General features: G+C 37.7%; 23 protein-coding genes. 13 read left to right on the top strand and 10 right to left on the bottom strand.

The features are described from left to right. Positions 1 to 71: 71 nt before the first annotated feature. From G6N06_RS04410 to G6N06_RS04370, 9 genes are all read left to right on the top strand, one after another. The gene (locus tag G6N06_RS04410; RefSeq protein ID WP_163514858.1) at positions 72 to 1,163 is read left to right on the top strand and encodes a M42 family metallopeptidase; all 1,092 of its coding nucleotides are present in this window, start codon (positions 72 to 74) and stop codon (positions 1,161 to 1,163) included. Continuing rightward, entirely contained in the window at positions 1,163 to 2,323 is a 1,161-nt protein-coding gene (locus tag G6N06_RS04405; RefSeq protein ID WP_163514857.1) for an aminotransferase class V-fold PLP-dependent enzyme, read from the top strand. The genes G6N06_RS04410 and G6N06_RS04405 overlap by 1 nt, the downstream gene beginning before the upstream one ends. A gap of 1 nt (position 2,324) precedes the next feature. Next, positions 2,325 to 2,894: an NUDIX hydrolase gene (locus G6N06_RS04400; RefSeq protein ID WP_163514856.1), complete on the top strand. Its 570-nt coding sequence runs from the start codon at positions 2,325 to 2,327 to the stop codon at positions 2,892 to 2,894. Further along, positions 2,891 to 3,577 carry a PrsW family intramembrane metalloprotease gene (locus G6N06_RS04395; protein WP_163514855.1) on the top strand — a complete coding sequence of 229 codons (687 nt, stop codon included), beginning with the start codon at positions 2,891 to 2,893 and terminating at the stop codon, positions 3,575 to 3,577. Before G6N06_RS04400 ends, G6N06_RS04395 begins: the two co-directional genes overlap by 4 nt. A 52-nt stretch (positions 3,578 to 3,629) precedes the next feature. Next, complete coding sequence (locus G6N06_RS04390) at positions 3,630 to 5,549, top strand: DUF294 nucleotidyltransferase-like domain-containing protein (protein ID WP_163514854.1); 1,920 nt, start codon at positions 3,630 to 3,632, stop codon at positions 5,547 to 5,549. After that, a complete protein-coding gene (locus G6N06_RS04385) occupies positions 5,549 to 6,217 on the top strand; it encodes a 3'-5' exonuclease (RefSeq protein ID WP_163514853.1) in 669 nt (222 codons plus the stop codon). Before G6N06_RS04390 ends, G6N06_RS04385 begins: the two co-directional genes overlap by 1 nt. A 49-nt stretch (positions 6,218 to 6,266) precedes the next feature. Continuing rightward, the gene (locus G6N06_RS04380) at positions 6,267 to 6,752 is read left to right on the top strand and encodes an acyl-CoA carboxylase biotin carboxyl carrier protein subunit (RefSeq protein WP_163514852.1); all 486 of its coding nucleotides are present in this window, start codon (positions 6,267 to 6,269) and stop codon (positions 6,750 to 6,752) included. Positions 6,753 to 6,865: 113 nt separating this feature from the next. Then, positions 6,866 to 8,311, top strand: coding sequence for an acetyl-CoA carboxylase biotin carboxylase subunit (gene accC / locus G6N06_RS04375; RefSeq protein ID WP_163514851.1), 1,446 nt, complete (start codon positions 6,866 to 6,868; stop codon positions 8,309 to 8,311). Between the two features lie 183 nt (positions 8,312 to 8,494). Further along, entirely contained in the window at positions 8,495 to 10,036 is a 1,542-nt protein-coding gene (locus G6N06_RS04370) for an acyl-CoA carboxylase subunit beta (protein WP_163514850.1), read from the top strand. A gap of 199 nt (positions 10,037 to 10,235) precedes the next feature. On the opposite strand, the gene G6N06_RS04365 is transcribed toward G6N06_RS04370, so the two are convergent. The 7 genes from G6N06_RS04365 to G6N06_RS04335 form a co-directional block, all read right to left on the bottom strand. Then, complete coding sequence (locus tag G6N06_RS04365) at positions 10,236 to 11,045, bottom strand: NYN domain-containing protein (protein WP_163514849.1); 810 nt, start codon at positions 11,043 to 11,045, stop codon at positions 10,236 to 10,238. Between the two features lie 169 nt (positions 11,046 to 11,214). Next, complete coding sequence (locus G6N06_RS04360; RefSeq protein WP_163514848.1) at positions 11,215 to 11,592, bottom strand: hypothetical protein; 378 nt, start codon at positions 11,590 to 11,592, stop codon at positions 11,215 to 11,217. Then, positions 11,592 to 12,005 (bottom strand): GreA/GreB family elongation factor, encoded by a 414-nt coding sequence (locus tag G6N06_RS04355; protein ID WP_163514847.1) that lies wholly within the window; start codon positions 12,003 to 12,005, stop codon positions 11,592 to 11,594. Before G6N06_RS04355 ends, G6N06_RS04360 begins: the two co-directional genes overlap by 1 nt. A gap of 569 nt (positions 12,006 to 12,574) precedes the next feature. Next, a complete protein-coding gene (locus G6N06_RS04350; protein WP_163514846.1) occupies positions 12,575 to 13,900 on the bottom strand; it encodes a sigma-54-dependent transcriptional regulator in 1,326 nt (441 codons plus the stop codon). A gap of 3 nt (positions 13,901 to 13,903) precedes the next feature. Further along, the gene (locus G6N06_RS04345) at positions 13,904 to 15,001 is read right to left on the bottom strand and encodes a sensor histidine kinase (protein ID WP_163514845.1); all 1,098 of its coding nucleotides are present in this window, start codon (positions 14,999 to 15,001) and stop codon (positions 13,904 to 13,906) included. 5 nt (positions 15,002 to 15,006) lie between these two features. After that, entirely contained in the window at positions 15,007 to 16,911 is a 1,905-nt protein-coding gene (acs, locus tag G6N06_RS04340; protein WP_163514844.1) for an acetate--CoA ligase, read from the bottom strand. A gap of 209 nt (positions 16,912 to 17,120) precedes the next feature. Then, complete coding sequence (locus tag G6N06_RS04335; protein WP_163514843.1) at positions 17,121 to 18,491, bottom strand: alanine/glycine:cation symporter family protein; 1,371 nt, start codon at positions 18,489 to 18,491, stop codon at positions 17,121 to 17,123. Between the two features lie 144 nt (positions 18,492 to 18,635). On the opposite strand from G6N06_RS04335, the gene G6N06_RS04330 reads away from it, so the two are divergent. Then, positions 18,636 to 19,760, top strand: a complete 1,125-nt coding sequence (locus G6N06_RS04330) for a heparan-alpha-glucosaminide N-acetyltransferase domain-containing protein (RefSeq protein ID WP_163514842.1) — start codon at positions 18,636 to 18,638, stop codon at positions 19,758 to 19,760. A 90-nt stretch (positions 19,761 to 19,850) separates the two neighbouring features. Here the strand turns inward: G6N06_RS04330 and G6N06_RS04325 are convergent, their stop codons facing one another. The 3 genes from G6N06_RS04325 to G6N06_RS04315 form a co-directional block, all read right to left on the bottom strand. Beyond that, positions 19,851 to 20,813 (bottom strand): phosphoribosylaminoimidazolesuccinocarboxamide synthase, encoded by a 963-nt coding sequence (locus G6N06_RS04325; protein WP_163514841.1) that lies wholly within the window; start codon positions 20,811 to 20,813, stop codon positions 19,851 to 19,853. 114 nt (positions 20,814 to 20,927) lie between these two features. Next, positions 20,928 to 21,437: a hypothetical protein gene (locus G6N06_RS04320; protein ID WP_163514840.1), complete on the bottom strand. Its 510-nt coding sequence runs from the start codon at positions 21,435 to 21,437 to the stop codon at positions 20,928 to 20,930. Positions 21,438 to 21,600: 163 nt separating this feature from the next. Then, the gene (locus G6N06_RS04315) at positions 21,601 to 22,554 is read right to left on the bottom strand and encodes a PhoH family protein (RefSeq protein ID WP_163514839.1); all 954 of its coding nucleotides are present in this window, start codon (positions 22,552 to 22,554) and stop codon (positions 21,601 to 21,603) included. Positions 22,555 to 22,765: 211 nt separating this feature from the next. Here G6N06_RS04315 and G6N06_RS04310 point away from each other — a divergent pair, with 211 nt between their 5' ends. The 3 genes from G6N06_RS04310 (at position 22,766) to gldF (ending at position 24,846) form a co-directional block, all read left to right on the top strand. Beyond that, the gene (locus tag G6N06_RS04310; protein WP_163514838.1) at positions 22,766 to 23,599 is read left to right on the top strand and encodes an SAM hydrolase/SAM-dependent halogenase family protein; all 834 of its coding nucleotides are present in this window, start codon (positions 22,766 to 22,768) and stop codon (positions 23,597 to 23,599) included. A gap of 223 nt (positions 23,600 to 23,822) precedes the next feature. Beyond that, on the top strand, positions 23,823 to 24,119 hold the full coding sequence (locus G6N06_RS04305) for a putative quinol monooxygenase (RefSeq protein WP_163514837.1): 297 nt from the start codon (positions 23,823 to 23,825) through the stop codon (positions 24,117 to 24,119). Between the two features lie 16 nt (positions 24,120 to 24,135). Then, a complete protein-coding gene (gldF, locus tag G6N06_RS04300) occupies positions 24,136 to 24,846 on the top strand; it encodes a gliding motility-associated ABC transporter permease subunit GldF (RefSeq protein WP_163514836.1) in 711 nt (236 codons plus the stop codon). Positions 24,847 to 24,895: the final 49 nt, after the last annotated feature.

Genomic DNA, 24,895 nt, shown 5'->3' with positions numbered 1-24,895 from the left:
ATTAAGAATTTACATATCCATTAACCTTAAAATCTTATTAATATTATTAATTTTAGACAAAATATTTACCAATGGCAAAAAAGAGCATTTTAGACAAAAAATCATTAGAGTTTTTAGAGAATTATTTAAACAATGCATCACCTACTGGCTATGAATGGACAGGACAGAAATTATGGATGGACTACCTTAAGCCTTATGTTGATGAATTTATCACAGATACCTACGGAACCGCAGTAGGCGTCATCAATCCAAAAGCAAAATACAAGGTAGTTATTGAAGGACATGCCGATGAGATTTCATGGTACGTCAACTACATTACAGATAATGGCCTTATTTATGTGATCAGAAATGGTGGCAGTGACCATCAGATAGCCCCCAGTAAGATTGTAAATATCCACACAAAAAATGGCATCGTCAAAGGTGTATTTGGGTGGCCTGCAATTCACACTCGAGATAAATCAAAGGAAGAAGCACCAAAACCTGAAAATATTACTATAGATGTTGGAGCAAAAAACAAGGAAGAAGTTGAGAAAATGGGCGTTCATGTGGGATGTGTCATTACTTACCCTGACACCTTCCATATCTTGAACAATGATAAGTTTGTATGCCGAGCTCTCGACAACCGTATTGGAGGTTTTATGATTGCGCAGGTAGCGCGCCTATTGCATGAAAACAAAAAGAAATTGCCCTTTGGACTTTATATAACAAATTCCGTTCAGGAAGAAATCGGATTACGAGGTGCAGAGATGATTGCAGAACGCATCAAACCTGACGTTGCTATTGTCACTGACGTAACTCACGATACTACGACGCCAATGATCGACAAGAAAAAAGAGGGGCATTTAGAATTAGGTTTAGGACCCGTAGTGGCTTATGCTCCTGCCGTTCAACAAAAACTAAGAGATCTCATTACGGAAACTGCAGAGGCCAAAAAAATACCTTTCCAACGTTCCGCCTGCTCAAGAGCTACAGGGACAGATACGGACGCTTTTGCCTACAGTGGCATGGGTGTGGCAAGTGCCCTGATTTCACTTCCACTCCGATATATGCATACCACGGTAGAAATGGTTCATCGTGACGATGTGGAAAACGTGATCAAATTAATATACGAATCCCTATTGAACATTAAAGAAAATGACACTTTTAGTTATTTTGGAAAGTAATGGATATAACTGAACAAAAAAATCTGTTTGACCTACCTGAAAACATCTGCTATTTAAACACGGCGAGCTTATCGCCGTCGTTTAAAGCGGTGGAAAAAGCGGGAATTGATGCGGTAATGCAAAAAAGCAGACCTTATTTAATTCCATCCTCTGATTTTTTTGATCCCGTTATAGAGTTAAAGAAAAGGTTTGCCAAGCTTATTGAATTAGATGATTATGAGCGAATTGCAAGTACTCCTTCGGTTTCTTATGGAATTGCAACGGTTGCAAAAAACATTAAATTAAAACCTGGTGATACCGTGGTATTAATGCAAGAACAATTTCCCAGTAATTATTATTCTTGGAAGAAATTAACCGATAAATACAACGCTCAACTAAAAATTGTTGAAGCACCAAGGACCAAAACCGATCGTACCAAATTATGGAATGAGGCTATTTTAGAAGCTATTGATGATTCCACAGCGGTCGTTGCCATGGGACATATCCATTGGTCGAGTGGCGCTTTATTCGATTTAAAGACCATTAGGGCAAAAACGCGACAGCATGGTGCCTTGATGATTATAGATGGCAGTCAATCTGTTGGAGCATTGCCATTTTCGATTAAAGAATTGCAGCCAGATGCCTTGATCTGTGCGGGTTACAAATGGCTTTTTGGACCTTATGGCTGCGGATATGCCTATTACGGACCATATTTTGATCACGGAGAGCCGTTGGAAGAGAATTGGACCAATCGATTGGATAGTCATATTCTGCCCGATTTGACGCAATATCAGTCACAATACAAACCACTTGCCAACCGATATGTTATGGGAGAGAGCGGGAGCTTTATCCATGTAAAAATGCAGTTGGAAGCTTTGAAACAAGTTATTTCATGGACGCCTAAAGCTATTCAGGAGTATTGCAAGCAAATTTCGGCTAAGGCTGTTAGTGAACTGCGCGATTTGGGATGCGATATAGAAGCCGACGACTACAGAAGCCATCATCTTTTTGGACTTAAATTACCTGAAACAGTTAATATCAAAACCTTTAAAAAAGAACTAAAGAAAAACAATATATTTGTTTCTTTTAGAGGCACTTTCGTACGTTTATCTTGTCATTTTTTTAATACTGAAGCAGATTTTGATAAATTTGTAAGCTGTTTAAAATCAGTGATGGATTAAGATGACTACAGAAGAACATATTGATGTTTTAAATGCAGATGGGTCCCCTACCGGAAAAAGTCGCCCAAAATCAGAAATCCACATTAAAGGCCATTACCATAACACCGCCCATGTATGGTTTTATAATTCTAAAGCCGAAATATTATTGGCACAACGTGCGGCATCCAAAACTATTTGCCCCTTATTATGGGATGTATCGGTGGCTGGGCATGTAGATTCTGGTGAAACAATTACTCAAGCGGCTGTAAGGGAGATATGGGAAGAAATTGGAATTTGCATTCCTGAAGCTCATTTAGAAAAAATAGGGATCTATGAGTGTTTTCAAAGCTACCCAAATGGTATCAAGGACAATGAATTCCATCATACCTTTATAGCTAAGATTGATTATGCTTTAAATGATTTCAACTTGGATAAAAACGAAGTGGAGGAAGTGAAATTTGTATCTATTCCCGAATTTCGTAAGTTACTGAAAAATAGCGATGTTAATGGTCATTTTATATCCAGCAATACACCTTATTATCTTGAGGTTATTGCCGCTATCGAACATCGACTATATAAGAAAAAGATATGACCTTATTATTATTAGCCATTGCGCCTGTTCTCATCATCATCTTTTACATTTTCATAAAAGATAAATATGAAAAAGAGCCTAAAAGGCTTCTCTTTTACAATTTCCTTTTAGGCGCCATTGTCAGTATTATCATAACGACACTACTTTATATCATCATTGACATCCCACTTCCATTAAAAAATGATCATAGTGTCTATGAACAATTCATAAAAGCCTTCTTTGTTGTTGGTCTGTCAGAAGAATTTAGCAAATACATTATCATTCGGTATTACTCCCAACCCAATATGGAATTCAATGAACCTTTTGATGGTATCGTTTATGCCGTTATGGTTTCTATGGGTTTTGCAACCACTGAAAACATCATGTACGTCCTTCAGGGCGGAATGGAAGTTGCCATCATTAGAGCCTTTACAGCGGTTCCTGCCCATGCTACTTTCGCTATTCTTATGGGATATTTCATGGGCAAGGCAAAATTCTCAAACAATAGGATTGCTTTAAATCTTACCGGACTCTTTCTTGCTGTATTGTTTCATGGAGCTTATGATTTTTTCTTATTCATTGATTTTATTCCGGGTATTTGGATCGGTGCTTTTATCTCACTTTTTATTGGAATCGTCATAGCCCGTAAAGCAATCCGGAGACACCAATTCAATTCCCATTTCAATATTAACAAAGAACTGTGAAACAAGAGACTTTGAACACTGATTGCAGTTTATTTTGATTAATTTTAACAGAATGAAAAACACCATAGCTGAAAGAATAGCGGATTTTATTAAAAACTTCCCTCCTTTTGACCAATTCTCAAAAGAGGATTTATACTCCATTGCCAAGGAGATCACCATTACCTATCTCGAAAAGGACAAAAAAATTTATGCTGAAGATGAGGCCCTGCACGACAGGTTCTACATCATCCACAAAGGTGCCATTGCCCTCAAAAAAACGATTAATTCGAAACTGGAAACGATCGATTGGTTTGACGAAGGAGATATATTCGGATTAAGACCTCTTTTTGCCAAGGAGAACTATGCCACTGATGCAATCACTGAAGAAGAAAGTATCCTTTACGGCATTCCATTAGCTACGTTTAAACCATTGATCACCAAAAACAGGAATGTTGTGGACTTCCTCATAGAAAGTTTTGCCTCTAATACCGAAAATCCGTTTTCCAAAGAAATACACGGCTCTCTGTATGATGACCATATGGATGTTGTGGCAAACGACAAGGAACTTTTTGAGCTGCAGCCTGTGCGTTATGTGAAAAAAGTAATTACCGCCAAGGCGGAGACTAAAATTAAGCAGATTGGACAACTCATGAAGCAGCATCGGATTGGATCCATTGTGATAGAAAATGATAACATTCCAATTGGGATTGTAACGGATGAAGATTTACGGAACAAGGTCATCACTGGCGAACATACCATTGAGGATAGCGTAAGCCAAATCATGAGTTCACCTGTATTATGTTATCCGAAAGGAGTGTCTATAAGCCAAGCACAACTCACAATGATGAAACACCACGTCAGTCATTTATGCGTCACAGAAGATGGAACTCCCAATTCAAAAATCATAGGCATCATTTCGCAACAAGATATTACTGTAATGCGAGGCAGCAATCCGACAGTCTTGATGAAGGCCATCAAACGTTCCAAATCCACTAAAGAGCTAAAGCATATCCGTAAAAGAATCATGGTGCTTCTGGACGGTTTTATGGAACAGAACATTCCATTGACGCAAACCAGTAAAATCATTTTTGAACTGAACGATGCGACCATAAAACGTATCATTGAACGTTGCATTTTGAAAATGGAAAAGGAGCCCCCGACTAATTTTGCCTGGATGTCCATGGGCAGTCAAGGTCGAAAGGAGCAATTGTTGCATACTGACCAAGATAACGCCATCGTATTCGAAAATGTTAATGCCGAGGAACTCGAGAGCGTCAGGGATTATTTCCTATTGTTGGCAAAAAAAGTCAATAAAAGATTGAATATCATTGGTTTTGATTTTTGTCCAGCAGACATCATGGCGAAAAACCCAAAATGGTGCCTGAGTTTAGATGAATGGAAAAATCAGTTTAATCAATGGACTTCAAATACCGGGGCTGACGAAATACTACTGTCCTCCATTTTTTTCGATTTTGATATCACTTATGGCGATGCCAATCTGACAAACCAACTTTCAGATCATATATTCAAAATCACTAAAAACAACAGTTTGTTTTTATCAAAACTTGGTGCAAGTGCACTACGAAGCGCTTCTCCTCTTGGTTTTTTTAGACAGTTTTTGGTGGAACAGGATGGTAAGTACAAAGATTTTTTCGATATTAAAAAACGTGCCATTATGCCTATTGTAGATGCCGGACGACTTTTTGCTCTTTCCAATCAACTCAAAAACATCAATAATACGGCAGAAAGATTTGAGAAGATGGCCGAATTGTTCCCGGAGGACAGAGAATTCTATCTTTCCTGTTCCTACACCTCTAAAGCCCTGCTCAAATTCCGCACAAAACATGGTCTGCTCCATAATGATAGCGGTCGATTTATTGAATTGGCGGCATTGACCAAGGAAGAGAAAATGAAATTGAAACGCTGTTTTAAAACCATAGCAAGAGTTCAGGAATTGATCAAATTAAAGTACAATGTAAATAATTATATGTGATGCTTTGGAACTTCAAAAAGAAGATATATCCAGAATACTGGAAAACCTATCTCCATCACTTTGAAAAAAAGGATAGAAAGAATTTAGACACGTCTCGATTTGTAGCGCTGGACACTGAAACAACAGGATTTGATCACTATATAGACCGAATGCTGTCTATTGGTGCGGTATCTATTGTTAAAAATGAGATTGCAGTGGCAGATTCTTTAGAAATCTATTTAAAGCAGTCTCATTTCAATCCAGATACGGTCCATATCCATGGTATTCTTCAACACGGATCGAAAAAGAAGCTTTCAGAGGAAGATGCCATAAAGAAGTTTTTGAATTATATAGAAGACTCTGTATTAATTGCACACCATGCGGCTTTCGACATTAAAATGATCAATCAGTCCTTGAACCGCCTGGGTTTGCCAAATTTGAAAAACAAGGTGATCGATACCATGGACCTGTATGCAAGCACTAGGATCAAGTCCAATTTTATTGACAAAAACATTCATTATTCACTTGATGATATTGCGGAAGCTTATTCAATTAATTTGACGGACCGTCATACAGCGGCAGGCGATGCACTGATTGCAGCCATCATATTTCTCAAGACCACAAGTATCCTCAAAAAATCGAAATCCTTTAGGTTGGAGCATTTTTTTCTTAAGTCAAATAGATTTTAATATCCTTCATTAAATTTGTAACTTTTCATCCAATTATAACTTCCCCCCTATGGACATACATCATCAAGTGAAAGTGAACGGTGAGTTGGAATTAACAATTTCCAATGACGACATAAATTCTTTAGATATTATCAAAACATCCCATTCAAAATACCATATTCTTCGGAATGGAAAATCTTTCAGCGCTGAAATAACAGATCGAAATTTTGATAATAAAAAATATGAAGTAAAGGTCAATAATAATACGTATACCATTAACATTTTCAACGATTTAGATAAATTAATAAAAGACTTAGGCTTTGAGATTGGCAATGCCAAAAAAATCAATAAAATTACAGCACCAATGCCTGGCTTAATACTTGAAATTCATGTTGACAATGGTGCTCAAGTCAAAGAAAACGATCCGTTATTGATCCTTGAGGCCATGAAAATGGAAAATGTCATCAGTTCACCAAGAGAAGGAATAATCAAATCCATATCTGTAGCAAAAGGAGATGCTGTGGACAAAAATCAATTGTTGATTGAGTTTGAGTAATGGGTTATGACTTCAGAATTGCAGTTCAATAACATATTATAACACTTACAATGCCGTAGAGAACCGATAGAGATATATTTGTGAATTTGCGGTAAAAAAAAATAAATTTTCTGATGAAAAAAATACTAATTGCCAACCGAGGAGAAATTGCCATTCGCGTCATGAGAACCGCAAAAAAAATGGGTATTAAAACGGTTGCCATCTATTCAACTGCAGATAGAAAATCACCTCACGTACGATACGCTGATGAAGCAGTGCTCATTGGAGAAGGCCCTTCCAATCAATCCTATCTTTTAGGAGATAAAATCATACAAGTCGCCAAGAATTTAAATGTTGATGCCATTCATCCAGGCTATGGATTTTTAAGTGAAAACGCCGATTTTGCAGAAGCTTGTGAAGCAAATGATATCATTTTTATCGGGCCAAAATCGAAGGCCATAAAAATCATGGGCAGTAAGTTAGCAGCTAAAGAAGCGGTTAAACATTATGATATTCCAATGGTTCCGGGCATTGATGAAGCTATAACAGATGTAGAAAAGGCACATGCGATTGCCAAAGACATCGGATTTCCAATTTTAATCAAAGCTTCAGCTGGTGGAGGCGGTAAGGGAATGCGCGTTGTTGAAAAGGATTCCGAATTGGAATCGCAGATGAAACGTGCCATCAGCGAGGCCACTTCAGCATTTGGTGATGGCTCTGTATTTATTGAAAAGTATGTGAGCTCACCACGTCATATTGAAATTCAAATAATGGCTGACACCCATGGCAATATCATCCATCTATTTGAAAGGGAATGCAGTATTCAACGTCGCCATCAAAAAGTGGTTGAAGAGGCGCCATCATCTATTTTAACTCCTGAACTAAGAAAAAAAATGGGAGAAGCTGCCGTGAAAGTGGCGAAAGCATGTGATTATGTTAACGCCGGAACGGTAGAATTCCTTGTGGATGAACATCTGAATTTCTATTTTCTGGAGATGAACACACGTTTACAAGTTGAACACCCAGTAACGGAACTCATTACCAATACCGATTTGGTCGAACTGCAAATACGAATCGCCCGTGGCGAAGTTCTTCCCATAAAACAGGAAGATTTAAAAATAACGGGGCATGCTCTAGAATTGCGAGTCTATGCTGAAGACCCATTAAATGATTTCCTTCCAAGCGTTGGTCATCTGGAGGTGTACCAATTGCCAAATGGGAAAAATATTCGTGTGGATAATGGTTTTGAAGAAGACATGGATATACCGATCTATTACGACCCAATGCTTGCCAAATTGATTACTTACGGGGAAACAAGAGCAGAAGCCATTGAAGCAATGTTAGGTGCTATCAATGGCTATCATATTAAGGGTATTGAAAGCACACTTCCTTTCGGAACGTTTGTTTTTGAGCATGAAGCATTTCGATCGGGAAATTTTAATACACACTTTGTTAAAAAATACTTTTCTCCCGAAAAAATAAAGGAACAAAATAATGAGGAAGCCCATTTGGCAGCAATCACTGCGGTCAGACAGTATTTGGAGGATCAGAAGATTTTGAGAGTGCCGGAGGGAGAATGAAGTTGAAGCTGAAATTGAAATCGAAATTGAAATTGAAGTTGAAGTTGAATCTATATAGGTCGGGAGAAATTGAAGTTATTACACGGAGATGCACAAAGGAAGCACGAAGCTTCGCAAAGAAACTTTAAGTTGATTGATGATAAAGCATTGCGCTACCTGCGTCTCTGCGAGAAAAAATAAAATATGGAATCTAAAATAAAAGACCTTAACGACAAACTTGCCTTAGCCTATCTTGGTGGGGGACAAGACCGAATTGACAAACAGCACGAAAAAAAGAAACTTACCGCAAGGGAGCGGGTCCATTACTTGCTTGACGATGGTTCTTTTGAGGAAATCGGTGCTTTGGTAACCCATCGTACAAAAGATTTTGGCATGGAAAAACATCAGTTTTACGGAGATGGTGTTGTTACTGGCTATGGAACCGTTCACGGGAAACTTGTCTATGTTTTCGCACAGGATTTTACGGTTTTTGGTGGTTCGTTATCGGAAACACATGCGGAAAAAATATGCAAAGTAATGGATCTGGCAATGAAAGTTGGTGCACCTATTATTGGATTGAACGATTCAGGTGGCGCCAGAATTCAGGAAGGCGTTCGCAGTTTGGGTGGTTATGCAGATATTTTTTATCGCAATGTACAAGCTTCGGGAGTGATTCCGCAAATTTCAGCAATTATGGGGCCGTGTGCTGGCGGAGCTGTATACAGTCCAGCAATGACAGATTTTACAGTTATGGTCCAAGATACCAGCTATATGTTTGTGACCGGACCAAATGTTGTCAAAACAGTGACCAACGAAAATGTGACCTCAGAAGAACTGGGAGGGGCCAGTACGCATTCTACTAAATCTGGCGTTGCTCATATCACCGCAACCAACGACGTTGAATGTTTGGAAGACATTAAAAAACTCATCAGTTATTTACCTCAGAACAATACGGAAACTGTACCTCTATTGCCCTATAAACTGAAAGATGAGGTTAGAGATGTACTTTCCGATATTATTCCCGACAACGCCAATAAGCCTTATGACATGCACAGTGTGATCAATGGGATTATTGACACCGATTCTTTTTTTGAAATCCACAAGGATTATGCACAAAACATTATTGTTGGATTTGCCCGATTAGGCGGTAGAAGTATTGGTATCGTCGCCAATCAACCGATGTATTTGGCAGGTGTTCTCGATGTTGACAGTTCGAAGAAAGCAGCGCGATTTGTACGTTTTTGCGATTGTTTTAATATACCACTATTGGTCTTGGAAGATGTTCCCGGATTTTTGCCAGGAACTGATCAAGAATGGCAAGGGATCATTTTACATGGGGCAAAATTACTCTATGCATTTAGTGAAGCAACGGTACCACGAGTGACCGTAATTACACGAAAAGCTTATGGAGGAGCCTATGATGTTATGAATTCCAAACATATTGGTGCCGATATGAATTTTGCATGGCCAAGTGCAGAAATTGCGGTGATGGGAGCCAAAGGCGCGGCAGAAATCATTTTTAAAAAAGAAATCAACAAAGCCGAGGATAAAGATGCCAAATGGAAAGAAAAAGAAGCAGAATATGCAGCTCTCTTTGCCAACCCATATAGCGCCGCTGAACGTGGGTTTATTGATGAAGTCATTCTGCCTAAAGACACCCGGCGTAAATTGATTAAGGCTTTTGCCATGTTGAAAGATAAAAAAGTAGATGGTCCTCAAAGAAAACATGGCAATATCCCATTATGATGCTTTTGTTAATCGTAACAATTTCACCAAATAACTAAGAAATTTGGGTCTACACAATTCTATATATAATACAAAAACAAGCGTTACCAACTTAGTAGTTACGCTTGTTTTAGGTTATAAGCTTTTATTGTAATGAATTGGATTTTACTGAATCTTCAGTATTGAAATGTCTTTAGGTGGTAAGGCTTCTTTAAACCGTCTAAGGTTTTGAAATCAACTTCTTTCTACCATTAGATTTTTTGGTCGATTTCGACTTCGGTTTAGGCTGGTTGTTTTCCTTAATTCTGACGTAAATAAGTTTATAATGGCCTTTGGAATCCTCACGTCTCTCAATTTCAAAGTCTTTTATAGATTTAATTAAAGGAGTCAGTTTTTGATACCCATAATTCCGTGAGTCGAAATTGGGCTGCTTTTTTTGCAATAAACTACCTACATCTCCTAAAAATGCCCATCCGTCATCATCGGCAACATCATCAATTGTAGTTGCAATAAACTTGATATCTTTTTCGGTGATCTTATCAATATCGCTCGCTGTCGATTTGGATTTTTCACTGGAGGCACTCTCCTCCTGCTGTCCTTGATTTTTAAGAATTTCGATATAAATAAACTTATCGCAAGCCACAATAAATGGATTGGGCGTTTTCTTTTCACCAATGCCATAGACTTTCAATCCTGCTTCTCGCAATCGCGTCGCCAAACGTGTAAAATCACTATCGCTAGAGACCAAACAGAAACCATCTACCTTTCCTGAATAAAGAATATCCATGGCGTCAATGATCATGGCTGAATCTGTTGCATTTTTGCCAACTGTATAGCCATATTGTTGAATCGGAGTAATCGCGTTTTCCAACAACAGATTCTTCCATTTAGAAAGATGGGGTTTGGTCCAATCGCCATAAATTCGTTTTATCGTAGGGTTTCCATATTTAGCAATTTCTTCCATCATCTCCTTGACGTGGGCTGAAGGAATATTATCACCATCTATTAATACTGCAAGTTTTATATCCATTTACTGGGAATTATTTGATTTCTAAAAATTTTCAATCCTAAAGATAGTATTAAATCATACGAAACTTAAGGAAGCGTCACTTTTTTCGAAATTCTATAACAAAAAATAAAACCATAGTCAAAACAGACTATGGTTTCTGGTATACTCATAACAATCGTTCAGAGAAAATCTAAAGAAGCAATCTTTGATAGACCTTGTGTATAATCGTTCGGTATTGCGCAACGCATTCAACATATTTTTCAAATACATGGTCATGTTTTAACATATAGAATTGGTCGCACTCCAACTCATCACACTCCTTAACATTATTAAGTAAATTTCGGTAGGTATAAAGCTCGTTTAAAAAATGGATGTTTTCATTTACATCATCCAATAACTCCTCGCGTAACTCTTTATCTCCAAGCTTAGTGGAAATGATTTTGGCCAATTGATCAGCCTCACTGATCATGGCGTCAAGTTGCGATATCCAAGTTTCAAGCTCACGATGCATATGTCTTTTGACGATTTCGTCATCAGTCTCATAGCCGTGGTTAACAAAGGGTTTCATTAGGCGATATTTAATTTTGTTATATTATTCTGTTTCACATCCAAGATGGTAATGTCTTTATCACCACCCGGGAATGTCCAACTGATGACATCATTCTTTGCATAGCCCAATACAGCAGCACCCATCGGCAACAATAATGAAATCTTCTTTTGGGAATTATTGCTTTCGGCAGGTAAAACCACCTGGAACGTATAAGACCAGCCATCCTTAGTGGCAATGGTTATTTCTGAATTGATTCTTACGACATCATCCGGCATTTTATCGTCATCCAAAATTTCTGCGCTCTCCATTTCCTTCGCAAATTTCGTCAATGACACTTTTTGTGTCGAATCTTTATAGTCTTTAGTGAGATTTAACAAACGTTTAATCATCACATACTCCTTTTTTTCTAATATTAATTTACCGTATTTCATGTTTACTCAATTTTTTAATTTAATAATAGGAATTACCCTCTTGTAGGTACACCCTCTCACTGCGTTCTATATTTATTTCAGATTGAAATGCATAAAACCCGATGCAGCAATTCATTGCTGCATCTGGTTTTTCAACATGTCGTGTTTTTTGTACTTTTATTTAAAATCTTTTGCTACAGTCTGAGGCCAAATTCATGTGAGTTCCAAATTCCTGTAGGAAGTAGATAAATCATTACTTGCTTTCATCAATCTTTCGTGATAAACTCTATTGTGACCAATAGAAACATCATATTCACTACAGGACCAGATAAATCTTTTATTGCTCGTTAAACTGCAATATGCAAGATGCTCACACGTCGCACATAAACTATTTTCCAAATTGTTCATAATTTTATGCTTTAGACTCGTTTTACCTATTGCAATAGGTATGCCGACAAAGCACAACAGTATGACGACTATCTTAGATTCCTATATATCAAATAGTTAAGATGAATATATAACAAAACTCACAATTATCCTAATGAGTAAAAATCACCCACTGAGGAATTATTACCCAGCACACATCGGTGCTACTTAATTTTATCACGTAAGGTTTTACGATCAATTTGAAGAATCTCGGCGGCCTTGGATTTATTGTTCTTGGTAGCTTCCAGGACCTTAAGAATATGCAACCTCTCTACCTCTTTTAACGGCAGAAAGATATCCTGCTTTGGGAATTCAATTTGGTATTTTAAATTTTTAGGCAGATTGCCTATTTCAACTTGTTTGTCGCACATGATCACCGCACGTTGGATACTATTTTCCAGCTCCCTTATGTTCCCTGGCCAATCATATCGTTCAAGAGCCGCTAAAGCTTCGTCGGATATCTTGACAATGCGGTCCTTATACTCTACCCCGTACTTAAAAAGAAATTTATCGACCAGAAGTGGAATATCAGACTTACGATCTCTTAATGGCGGCACCTCAATTTGAACTACCGTGAGTCTATAATACAAATCTTCCCTAAAACGGCCATTCTTGATGAGTTCCCTTAAATCGACATTGGTAGCTGCAATGACCCTTACATCTATTTTTTCTGATTTTTGAGATCCAACCCTCATGATTTCCTTTTCTTGCAACACTCTGAGCAAACTCAATTGTGTTGCCATGGAGGCGTTTCCAATTTCATCCAAAAACAGCGTTCCTTTATTTGCAGCTTGAAAAAACCCACTTCGGTTATCATTGGCACCCGTAAAAGCCCCCTTTGTGTATCCAAACAACTCGGCTTCTAAAAGACTTTCCGGTATGGCACCACAATTGACGGCTACAAAAGGCGCAGCAGCAAACTTGCCCATATAATGAATAGCTCGAGCAACCAATTCTTTCCCGGTCCCACTTTCGCCCTTTATAAAAACAGTTGCCTTATTATCCTTTACTCTATCAATAACGTTCAACACATTTTGCATGCTCTCTGATTGGCCAATAATCTCCGAAAAAAAGGAGTTGCCCTGCGTGCTTCTTTTTATTTTTTGAGCTGGCTTTTGGCTTAGAGCCAATGACTTTTGAACTGCATTTTTAAGTTCATCTTTTGTGAAGGGCTTTATTAAATAGTCCATAACCCCAGATTTCATAGCCTTTAAGGCACCATCTACAGAAGGAAAACCGGTTACCGCCAATTTTGGAATGTCAGGAAAATGTTCGGAAACATATTTGACCAATTGTAGCCCGTCAACACCTGGCATTTGAAGATCAGTAATCAGCAAGTCAATGGATCGATCCTGTAAAATTGCGATAGCTTCCTTTACAGAAATGGCCTTATAGGTGTGATAGTTCAGAGATTGTAAAAGTCTTTGGATAAGTTCCAAAATCTGAACATCATCATCAACAATCAATATGTTTTCTTGCTCCAATGGCATCTGCTATAATTTTGGAAATGTTAGGGTAAAAATAGTTCCTTTTGGTCGATTAGCGGTATGTCTTATGGTTCCTTTATGACTTTTGATGATGCCATGAACCACACTCAAACCAAGACCTGAACCCTCGCCTACCGGTTTTGTTGTATAGAACGGATTAAATATATATTCCGAAATCTCTTTGGAGATCCCTTCCCCTTCATCTTTTATAGTTAGGACCACCTCTCTGTCCTCATCGTCGACCTCTATCGATATTTGGCCATTTTGTGGAGAGAAATAAATAGCATTGATCACCAAATTAAATACCACCTGTGTGAGTTGAATAGCATCTACCCTCAAATAAATCTCGGCATCACTAAAATTTAGATCATAGTGGATCTCTTTTTTTCCGAAGCTTGGCTTCAGTAAATTGATGGCATCAGTAATGATTGGATTGATATTGACGAGCTCCATTTGCTGAGGCATAACACAAGAAAAAAACATCAGTTTTTTAACCACTTCCCTCGAAAAAATCGCACTGTTCATGATCTTGTCCAAATCCTCCAAAGCCGCATCGTCATTGACAAAACGTTCTTTTAATAATTCTGAAAAACCCAGAATACTGGCTAAGGGAGTATTGAGTTCGTGAGCAATCCCCGCAGTAATCTCACCCAAGATTGAGAGTCTGTCTGCACGTTCCATTTGGCGCTTGGTCAGTTCCTCTTTATCGATAATTTGTTTGCGCTCTATTAAATTGCCAATTTCGATGGCCAAGGTACGTACCAGTTGTTTTTCTTCTTCCAAAAACACATTCTTATTGTATTTTGTTTTTGGATACCCAATTTTGATAGAGCCATAAGGCAAATTAAAAACTTTTATCGCAGTTAAAATAAACACATGCTCCGGTGATCGTTCGCCATCATGAACCAAGGTATCCCCAAGTTTCAGTTCAACAAAAGCTTCATTACTGTAAAGAATGGCTTCTCTAAGACTGGAAGTTATCGCCTTAAAAGTCGGGTCAAGATCGTAGAGGTTACAATTGGCTATATAGGAGCTTACATTATACAGACAGGTAAGCTCCTTAATACGTTCCCTTAATTTGTCCTCTGTTGAAACGGGAGCCATTGGTTTTATAGCTTGTTATCAATAATATCCTGTACTACTTCAGGATTCAACAATGTACTTGTATCACCTAAATTGGACATATCGTTTTCTGCAATTTTTCGAAGAATCCTTCTCATAATCTTTCCACTTCTTGTTTTTGGAAGTGCATCTGAGAATTGGATTTTATCGAGTTTGGCAATAGGACCAATTCGTTCGGATATCAACTGATTGATTTCTTTACGCAAATTCTCATGGATACGACTTTCACCTGTTTCCTTTAGGGTGACAAATCCGTAAAGCGCACTCCCCTTAATATCATGAGGGAAACCTACAATAGCACTTTCTGACACGGCCGGATGTTCATTGATGGCGTCTTCCAAAGGTCCGGTGCCAAGATTATGACCAGATACAATGACCACATCATCCACTCGGCCTGTAATTCTATAATAGCCTACTTCATCCCTTAAAGCACCATCACCCGTAAAATACATATTATCATAGGTGGAGAAATAAGTTTCCTTGTAGCGTTGATGATTGTTCCATATAGTACGTGCCATTCCTGGCCATGGAAATTTAATGCACAAACGGCCATTGACCTGATTTCCTTTTAATTCTTGGGTGTCATCCATAATTGCGGGTTGTATCCCTAAAAAAGGTAAGGTGGCATAGGTCGGTTTGGTTGGTGTCACATAAGGCAGCGGCGAAATCATAATGCCTCCGGTTTCTGTTTGCCACCAAGTATCTATAATAGGACTTTTGCCTTTGCCAATAATATCATTATACCAATGCCAAGCTTCTTCATTAATCGGTTCACCAACGGAGCCTAATACCTTTATAGAGGACAAATCAACATTTTCAGCGAAAGAAAGGTTTTGTTTTGCCAAAGCACGAATGGCCGTTGGTGCAGTATAAAATTGATTGACTTTATGTTTTTCAATTATTTTCCAAAATCTTCCAAAGTCCGGATAATGAGGCACCCCTTCAAACAAAACCGTTGTGGCTCCATTGGCCAATGGTCCATAGACAATATAGCTATGACCTGTGACCCAACCAATATCAGCGGTACACCAGAACACATCATTTTCTTTATACTGAAATGCATTTTTGAAAGTATAGGCCGTGTATACCATGTATCCCGCTACCGTATGCACCATTCCTTTTGGATTTCCGGTAGAGCCTGATGTGTATAAGATAAATAACGGATCTTCTGCATCCATGATTTCTGCATCACAAACTGCGGAAGCCTTATCAATCAAAGGCTGCAACCACACATCTCTACCCTCAACTATTGGTACATCGGCATTAGTGCGTTTTACCATTAATACCGTCTTCACATTATCACATTCCAAAAGGGCCTCATCGACAATACTTTTTAAATCAAGGCTTTTATTGCCTCGGAAGGAACCATCCGCCGCAATGACCATTTTACAATCACTATCAATGATACGTGTAGATAAGGCTTTAGATGAAAATCCTGCAAACACCACATTGTGTATGGCGCCAACCCGGGCGCATGCCAACAATGTTATGGCCAATTCCGGAATCATGGGTAAATAAACACAGATACGATCGCCTTTTTTTATGCCTTGGTCTTTAAGTACGTTTGCCATTTTACAAACGCGCTCATGAAGTTGTTTATAGGTAATATGCTGTGCTTCTTCATCAGGGTCATTCGGTTCAAAAATGATAGCTGTTTTGTCACCACGATTCAGTAAATGCCTGTCCAAGCAGTTTTCTGTAATGTTCAATTTAGCACCTTCAAACCATTTAATTTCTGGTTTGCGAAAATCCCAAGTGAGCACCTTGTCCCATTTTTTACGCCATAGAAAATGTTCTTCTGCTATTTCTTCCCAAAAATTTTCAGGCTCACGAACTGATTTTCTATAGACTTGGTAATATTCTTCAAGATTCTTAATACTGTAATGACTCATTGCTTTTATTGGTTTTGGTTTGTAATAGTATTTAGTCGTCAATTTTGCCTCAAAATCGTACAACCGTTGCTTCTTCTTTCAAAAATATAAATAAATTCTTTTAGAAACGACTTATTCAGTATTTCTATAGTATCATTTGCCATAAATATGCCAACTCTCTGAACAAAAGCAGGAGACAGCGTTATGGAAGGCGTCATTGTAGATGAACCTTATAACTTCATTCTTTGGGCGTATGCTTTAATTTCCTTTAATACTTTTGGTGCTAAAATAATAGTGGCGGTCATTGTTGGAATTGCCATTAAAGCAAAGGTGCCATCAATGAGATTGAGCATCATGCTTAAAGGTGTCACTGCACCAAGGATAATACTTGCGATATAGAAATAATTATAGTAATGTTTGTTGTGTGCCCCAAATAGAAAGGACATGCACTTTGATCCATAGTACGAGTACGTGAATAATGAAGAGATACTAAAAGTAGCAATGCAGACCAATAATAGATAATTTCCATACACAGGAATAGCGTCATTAAATGCGGCCGCTGTTAAGCTCACACCGTTGTCATCACTGGTTTCCCAAACACCCGTTACCAATATGGCAAGTGCTGTTAATGTGCAAACCACAAGTGTATCGATTGCAGGTCCTAGCATGGCCACCAATCCTTCCCGAACAGGTTCATTGGTTTTAGATGCGCCATGTGCCATTGGCGCTGTACCTATCCCCGCTTCATTTGAAAAAGCACCTCTCCTAACCCCCAACAATATCAACCCACCAACGACTCCACCTAAAAATGAATCTCCTTTAAAATTGCTGGCCGCAAAAGCATCTGTAAACATTAAGGCGAGATATTTGGGCACCTCTTCTATATAGACCCCAAGAATAATCAAAACCAGCACAAAATAAAGCAATACCATGGAGGGTACCAATTTCTCGGCCGTTTTACTAATCCGATCCAATCCTCCTAAAATTACGACTGCCGTAATTGCAACCAATATGAGGCCAATGATAAAATTTGAGGTATCAGTTTCAGCTATACCGTTTGGCTCCAATAAAATAAAATTTATGGCCTGCTTTAGCTGGTTGACATTAAAAACAGGCAGAGCACCTATAAGTCCACAAATACTAAAAAAAACAGCCAATGGTTTCCATGATTTTCCTAAACCTTCCATAATAAAATACATAGGTCCTCCTTGGACGTCACCATTACTATCCTTTCCTCTGAACATAATGGCCAATGTACATGTAAAGAACTTTGTGGACATCCCAATAATGGCACTGACCCACATCCAAAACATCGCTCCAGGTCCTCCAATGTGTATGGCTACGGCTACCCCAGCAATATTTCCCATACCGATGGTGGAGGCCAATGCTGTTGAAAGCGCTTGAAAATGTGTAATTTCTCCAATGGCATCCGGATCATCATATTTTCCTCTCAAAACATTTAAGGCGTGAAAAAAATAGCGAAAGGGTAAAAATTGCGAGCGTACCAAAAGGTATAAACCGCCGCCAATTAATATGATCAACAATGGCAAACCCCATGCGTAGTCAGCATAGGATTGAAGGATCGAATCTAAAGTTTTCATTTTTTGGTTTTGATTAGCGATTTTAAAGATATAGTTTTCGATTTAATAACTCCAAGATTGTCCCACAAAAAATCAGGAATCGCTAGAAAAGTTATTAATTTTGGATTTTAACATTATATTTACATTTACTAGCCTATAACTTGATTGAAAGCAAATCGACTTTACTTTATTGATGCTGTTCGGGCATTTGCCATTTTGATGATGCTGCAGGGGCATTTTGTGGATACGCTTTTAAATCCAATTTATAGAGATGATTCCTATACAGCCTACACTGTCTGGTCTTACTTTAGGGGAATTACCGCACCTGTCTTTTTTACTATTTCAGGACTTGTGTTTTTGTATTTATTATTGAAGGCACATGCCAAAGGCAGCGACAAACAGCGGTTAAGAAAAGGAGCCACACGCGCAGTGATGCTTATAGGAATTGGATATGCGCTACGAATTCCGTTTTTTTCTTGGTTGAAAGGAAGTTTTGATACCTATTTTTTGGTTATAGACGTCCTTCAGTGCATTGGCCTATCTCTTCTTTTGTTGATTGGCCTATATCTATTGTGCAGAAGAAACAGCTATATTTTATCGGTAGTCCTGCTAAGTGTTGGGTGTGTTATTTTTGTTACCGAACCTTTATATCGAAATTTAACTTTAGAACATGTCCCTTTGGTTTTTGCTAATTATTTGAGCAAATCCAATGGCTCGGTATTTACGATGTTACCGTGGTTTGGCTATGTGGCATTTGGCGGGTTTTTTGCTACTTTGTTTTTTAGAAATTCACAAAAAAAATACTTTAAACAGATTACCGTTACCGCATTTTTCGTATTGGGCGTTGTGCTGTTGCAATATTCTACACTGATATTGCAAAAGCTATTCGACATTACTAATATTGAATTGTTTGAGCGCTCGGCAAACTATAATTATCTTTTTTTACGCTTAGGAAATGTGCTGGTGTATTTTGGTTTTTTCTATCTGCTTGAACGATTTATGAAGCAATCCATTGTGACCCGCATCGGAGAAACTACCTTGAATATCTACATTGTACACTTTATTATTATCTACGGAAGTTTTACGGGAATTGGCTTAAAACATTTTTATTATAAATCCTTAGAACCTTGGGAAGCTGTATTTGGAGCTCTCCTTTTTATTGTTGTCGTATGCCTTATTGTGTTCCATATTGGAAAAACAAATGCGTTTATCTATAAACATCTGAGAAAATTACTGCATCTGATCAAACCACCTGAAGTGAGCGCCAAAAAATCTCATGACAAAGATTAATATCAATTGTGAATTTAAATGTCACATAAATACTCTTTATAATCCATATCAGCATTATTCCTTATGGCATTAAGCACGTCACTGATAAGTCTAATTGCTATAATTATATTCTTCCAAGAATCTCTCAACATTCGTTTTGATACGTTCTTGAATTCTTCTGACGTCGGCTTTAACAAATGGTTCTCCCATAATTTTCTCATAGAGTTCAATGTATCTATCAGAAACTGTTATTATATAATCATCACTCATTTCTGGTACAGACTGACCTTCCAATCCTTGAAATCCGTTAGAAATCAACCATTGTCTTACAAACTCTTTAGATAGTTGTTTTTGTGACTCGCCTTTATCCTGACGGTCTTGATAGCCATGGGCATAGAAATAACGCGACGAATCAGGGGTATGGATCTCATCAATCAATACTATTTTTCCGTCTTTAGTTTTACCAAATTCGTATTTGGTATCCACTAAAATCAAACCTCTGCTCGCTGCAATCTCCGAGCCTCTTTGAAAAAGCTTGCGAGTATAATCTTCTAAAATCACGTAATCAGCTTCACTCACGATGCCACGTTTCAATATATCTTCTCTTGAAATATCTTCATCATGATCGCCCATTTCAGCTTTGGTAGCGGGAGTAATAATAGGTTCAGGAAATTTATCATTTTCCTTCATGCCTTCAGGAAGTGGAACACCACATAACATCCGTTTGCCAGCTTTATATTCGCGTGCGGCATGACCAGACATATAGCTACGAATCACCATTTCTACTTTAAAAGGATCACATAAATAACCTACTGCCACATTAGGGTCTGGAGTTGCGATCAGCCAATTGGGTACCAAATCCTTGGTTTGTTCCATGAACTTTGTTGCAATTTGATTGAGAATCTGTCCTTTATAAGGAATGCCTTTTGGCATGACTACGTCAAAGGCACTCAAACGATCAGTTGCAATCATGACCAAAAGCTCATTGTTTATATTATAGACTTCCCTTACCTTACCTTTATAAAAACTTTTCTGGTTTGGAAATCTGAAATTAGTGGATATGATGGTATTCATGATTTTTAAGATTTTTAGCAATTTAGATGAATACAAAAGTAAGGCTATTGGCTGTTAGTTCACAAAAAAAAAGAGCAGTAAAAACTGCTCTCATTAAACTTTTATATTTTCCGATTAAAATCTCAAATTGTAAGTGGCCCCAATTCCGAGCACCTGAATATCAATGTCATTTTCAGCAAATGTGTTCTGATAGTAGGCATAAAAATTCCAATCTCTATTGTGATAACCTATTTGCGGGTTTACATAAAGTCCTCCTTCATTATTATCAACATTGGTCAAAAAGCCATAACCGAAGTCGGCTCCAATAAACAATCCTTTTGGTTTGAAATAATATCTCGCAAATGCGGCCGCAGGAATAATTCCGAAATCGTCAAAACCATCCTTTCCAAATAAATGACTGTAACCTGTGGTCAATCCGATACCAAAATTAGGAGTGACCAAATATTGGCCTTTTAAATCCAATCCGAGTGCAAAAGATGAAACATCATCAATATCACCCATTGGGACACCAGCGTTCAATCCGATTTTCAACCATGAATTCTTTGAGGTAACATTAACCTCGTGTTGTTGTGCAAATGTTGTTCCCACGATTAACATGGCGACCAATAAAATAACCTTTTTCATTTATATTTGTTTTTTGAATTAACTATATCCAACAGTCAAAAGGCATACCAATACAGACTATTTGATTGCTAATTTTTTAAAAAACATTCAAAGGGTTGATTATTAAATTATTGTTACAAATGAAAACATTACATAGTTGTCAGGTCACATGACACCTCCCTTATTATTCTCTTGGTTCAATTTCTTTATAAGCTTGAATGATTCTCTTGACAAGTTTATGTCTAATCACATCTTTTTCATCTAAAACCACAATACCTATACCTTCTACATTTCTCAAGATCAAAAGCGCTTCTTTGAGGCCGGAGGTGGTACGTCGAGGCAAATCAATTTGCCCAGGGTCACCTGTCAATAAAAACTTAGCATTTTTGCCCATTCGGGTCAGGAACATTTTCATTTGGTTATGTGTTGTATTCTGTCCTTCATCCAGGATTACAAACGCATTATCCAAGGTTCGGCCACGCATAAAGGCCAGCGGTGCAATCTGAATAGTTCCATTTTCAAGGAATTGTGCCAATTTTTCGGCCGGAATCATATCTCTTAAAGCATCATAGAGCGGTTGCATATAAGGATCTAATTTTTCTTTCAAATCGCCCGGTAGGAAACCTAGGTTTTCGCCCGCTTCAACTGCCGGGCGGGTTAAAATAATCCTTTTGACTTCTTTGTTCTTCAAGGCTCGAACCGCCATGGCAACACCGGTATAGGTTTTTCCTGTACCGGCGGGACCAATTGCAAAAACCATATCATTTTGGCGCATGCTTTCAACCAATTTCCGTTGGTTAACCGTTTGTGCTTTAATTATTTTCCCACCCACACCGTGCAGGATAGTTTCTCCGCTTTTTTCTGTTGTAGAATACTCTTCACTATTTAAGCTTGTCAACACGCGCTCTATAGCATTTTCATCTATCTTATTGTATTTTGCATAATGCGTTACAAGCATTGTCATTCGTTTGTCGAATTCTTCCAATACATCTTCATCGCCGTAGGCTTTTATTCTATTACCTCTTGCAACAATTTTCAATTTTGGAAAATACTTTTTAAGGAGTTCAATATTAACGTTATGTGCTCCAAAAAAATCTTTTGGGGCAATTTCTTCTAATTCGATTATAAGTTCATTCAAAAGCTACAGATTTAATATATTAATCTCTTAAGTTTTATTAGTTTTGCGTGAATATAAAAAGTCTCATAATTTTCACGCTACCATACAAATCTAACTGAAATATTTAATAATAAGTTTCAACAAAACATATATTATATGATATTTTTTAAACAGATCCAGTAAAATAGCAATATCTCATAAACCAATAAAAAAAAAGAACCTAGGAATATTCATGGCAATCATAACATTAACTACTGATTTTGGAGAAAAAGACCATTTTGTAGGTGCAATAAAAGGCGCTATTTATAGTGAACTTGACGACGTAAAAATTGTTGATATCTCTCATTCAGTTTCACCATTTAATGTTTTGGAAGCCGCATATATTCTTCAAAACGCATATAGTAGTTTTCCAAAAGGATCAATCCACCTTATTGGGATCGATTCTGAATTGAATCCAGAAAACAAACATATTGCCTTAAAGCTGGATGATCATTATTTTATTTGTGCGAACAATGGCATTATGAGCATGATTTGCAATGAAATTGCCCCTGATAAAATTGTGGAAATAAACATCCATGACAAGACGTCAACCAATTTTCCAGTTCTCGATGTCTTTGTCAAGGTGGCTTGCCATATTGCACGTGGAGGAACTTTAGGGGTTGTGGGCAAAGTGATTACTGATATAAAACCTATCAAAAATCTGAACCCATTTGTTAATGAGGATCAATCCCAGATTATTGGCAGCGTCATTTATATCGACAATTATGGCAACGTTGTTACCAATATACGACGCAAATTTTTCGAACAAGCTCAAAAGGGACGTTCTTTTGAAATCTCAGCGCGCAGCTATAAATTTAAGGAAATCTATAATAAATACAGTGATATTGTTAATTTCGAGACTCCGGAAGAGCAACGTCAGGATGAAGGACGCGGATTGGTGGTGTTCAATTCGTCCAATTATTTAGAAATTGCGATTTATAAAAGTGATCTGGCCACTGTGGGGAGTGCCTCAAGTTTAATGGGATTAAAGATGAGAGATACGGTGACTGTGAACTTTTTGAAGTAAAGGGAAGACGGGTGGCAGGTGGCAGAAGATGGGAAGTTCAGGAACACGGACGACCAATGGCTCAATATTGAATGTTAATTATTGAATATAATGCATATTGAATATTGAATATTGAACACTTAACCCTGAACCCTGAACACTGCCAGCCCGTCCGCCTGCCCGTCCTTAGCGTTAACGAAGGCGGGTAGCATTTGCGGAGGCGGGAATACTGAATAGTGAATATATGTTTGTAAGAATTGTAAAAATGAGTTTTGAACCTTCAAAAATTGAAGCGTTTCTTGCCTATTTTGAAACCAAAAAACATCTCATTAGAGGTTTTGATGGTTGTGAGTTTTTAGAGCTCTATAGAGATAAAGAAAACACCAATATATTTTTTACCTATAGCTATTGGCGAGCCGAATCAGATTTGGACAATTATAGAAATTCCGATCTTTTCAAAACAGTTTGGAACACTACCAAGCAGTTTTTTAATGATAGGCCAGAAGCTTGGAGTGTGGATAAGTTGATGTCACTTAAATAATTTTAGAATTAAAAAAATGTTTGCAATACTTAAAAAAGAAATCAATTCCTTCTTTGCCTCTCCAATAGGTTACTTGGTGATCGCATTGTTTTTAGTGCTTAATGGACTTTTTCTATGGTTGTTCAATGGTGATTTTAATATCCTGGAAAGTGGTTTTGCCGATTTAACTCCGTTTTTTCTATTGGCACCCTGGATACTTATTTTCTTAGTGCCAGCCGTAACGATGCGAAGTTTTTCTGATGAGAAAAAACAAGGAACCTTAGAGCTTTTGGTAACCAAACCAATTTCTCATCTAAAAATAGTATTGGGTAAATATTTTGGTGCCTTGATCTTGATTATTCTCGCTTTATTGCCAACACTGCTTTATATTTTAGCCCTCGACAATCTAAAGATGACCGTGGACATTCTTGATTATGGCAGCATTATCGGGTCCTATTTAGGACTCCTATTCTTAGTTGCAGCCTATACAGCCATCGGGCTTTTTGCTTCCACTATTTCTGACAATCAAATCGTCGCTTTTATTAGTGCCGTATTTTTATGTTTTTTCTTTTATTTCGGGTTTGAAGGCCTCTCGGGGTTAAGTACTTTATCACTCGAACAATTTGGTATGGAAGCCCACTACAATAGTATCAGTAGAGGCGTTTTAGACACTAGAGACTTAGTTTATTTTATTAGTATTTCGGTGTTTTTTATCGTTATGACACAATTCAACATTCAAAAAAAATAATATGATCATTACACCACTCTTTGTCCTTTTCTTAGTTATTGTATTTACA

Source organism: Gelidibacter japonicus (genome assembly GCF_010725055.1).
Taxonomy (GTDB): domain Bacteria; phylum Bacteroidota; class Bacteroidia; order Flavobacteriales; family Flavobacteriaceae; genus Gelidibacter; species Gelidibacter japonicus.
Note: the sequence above shows the minus strand (reverse complement) of the source record. Positions and strands in the feature narration are given on the sequence as shown.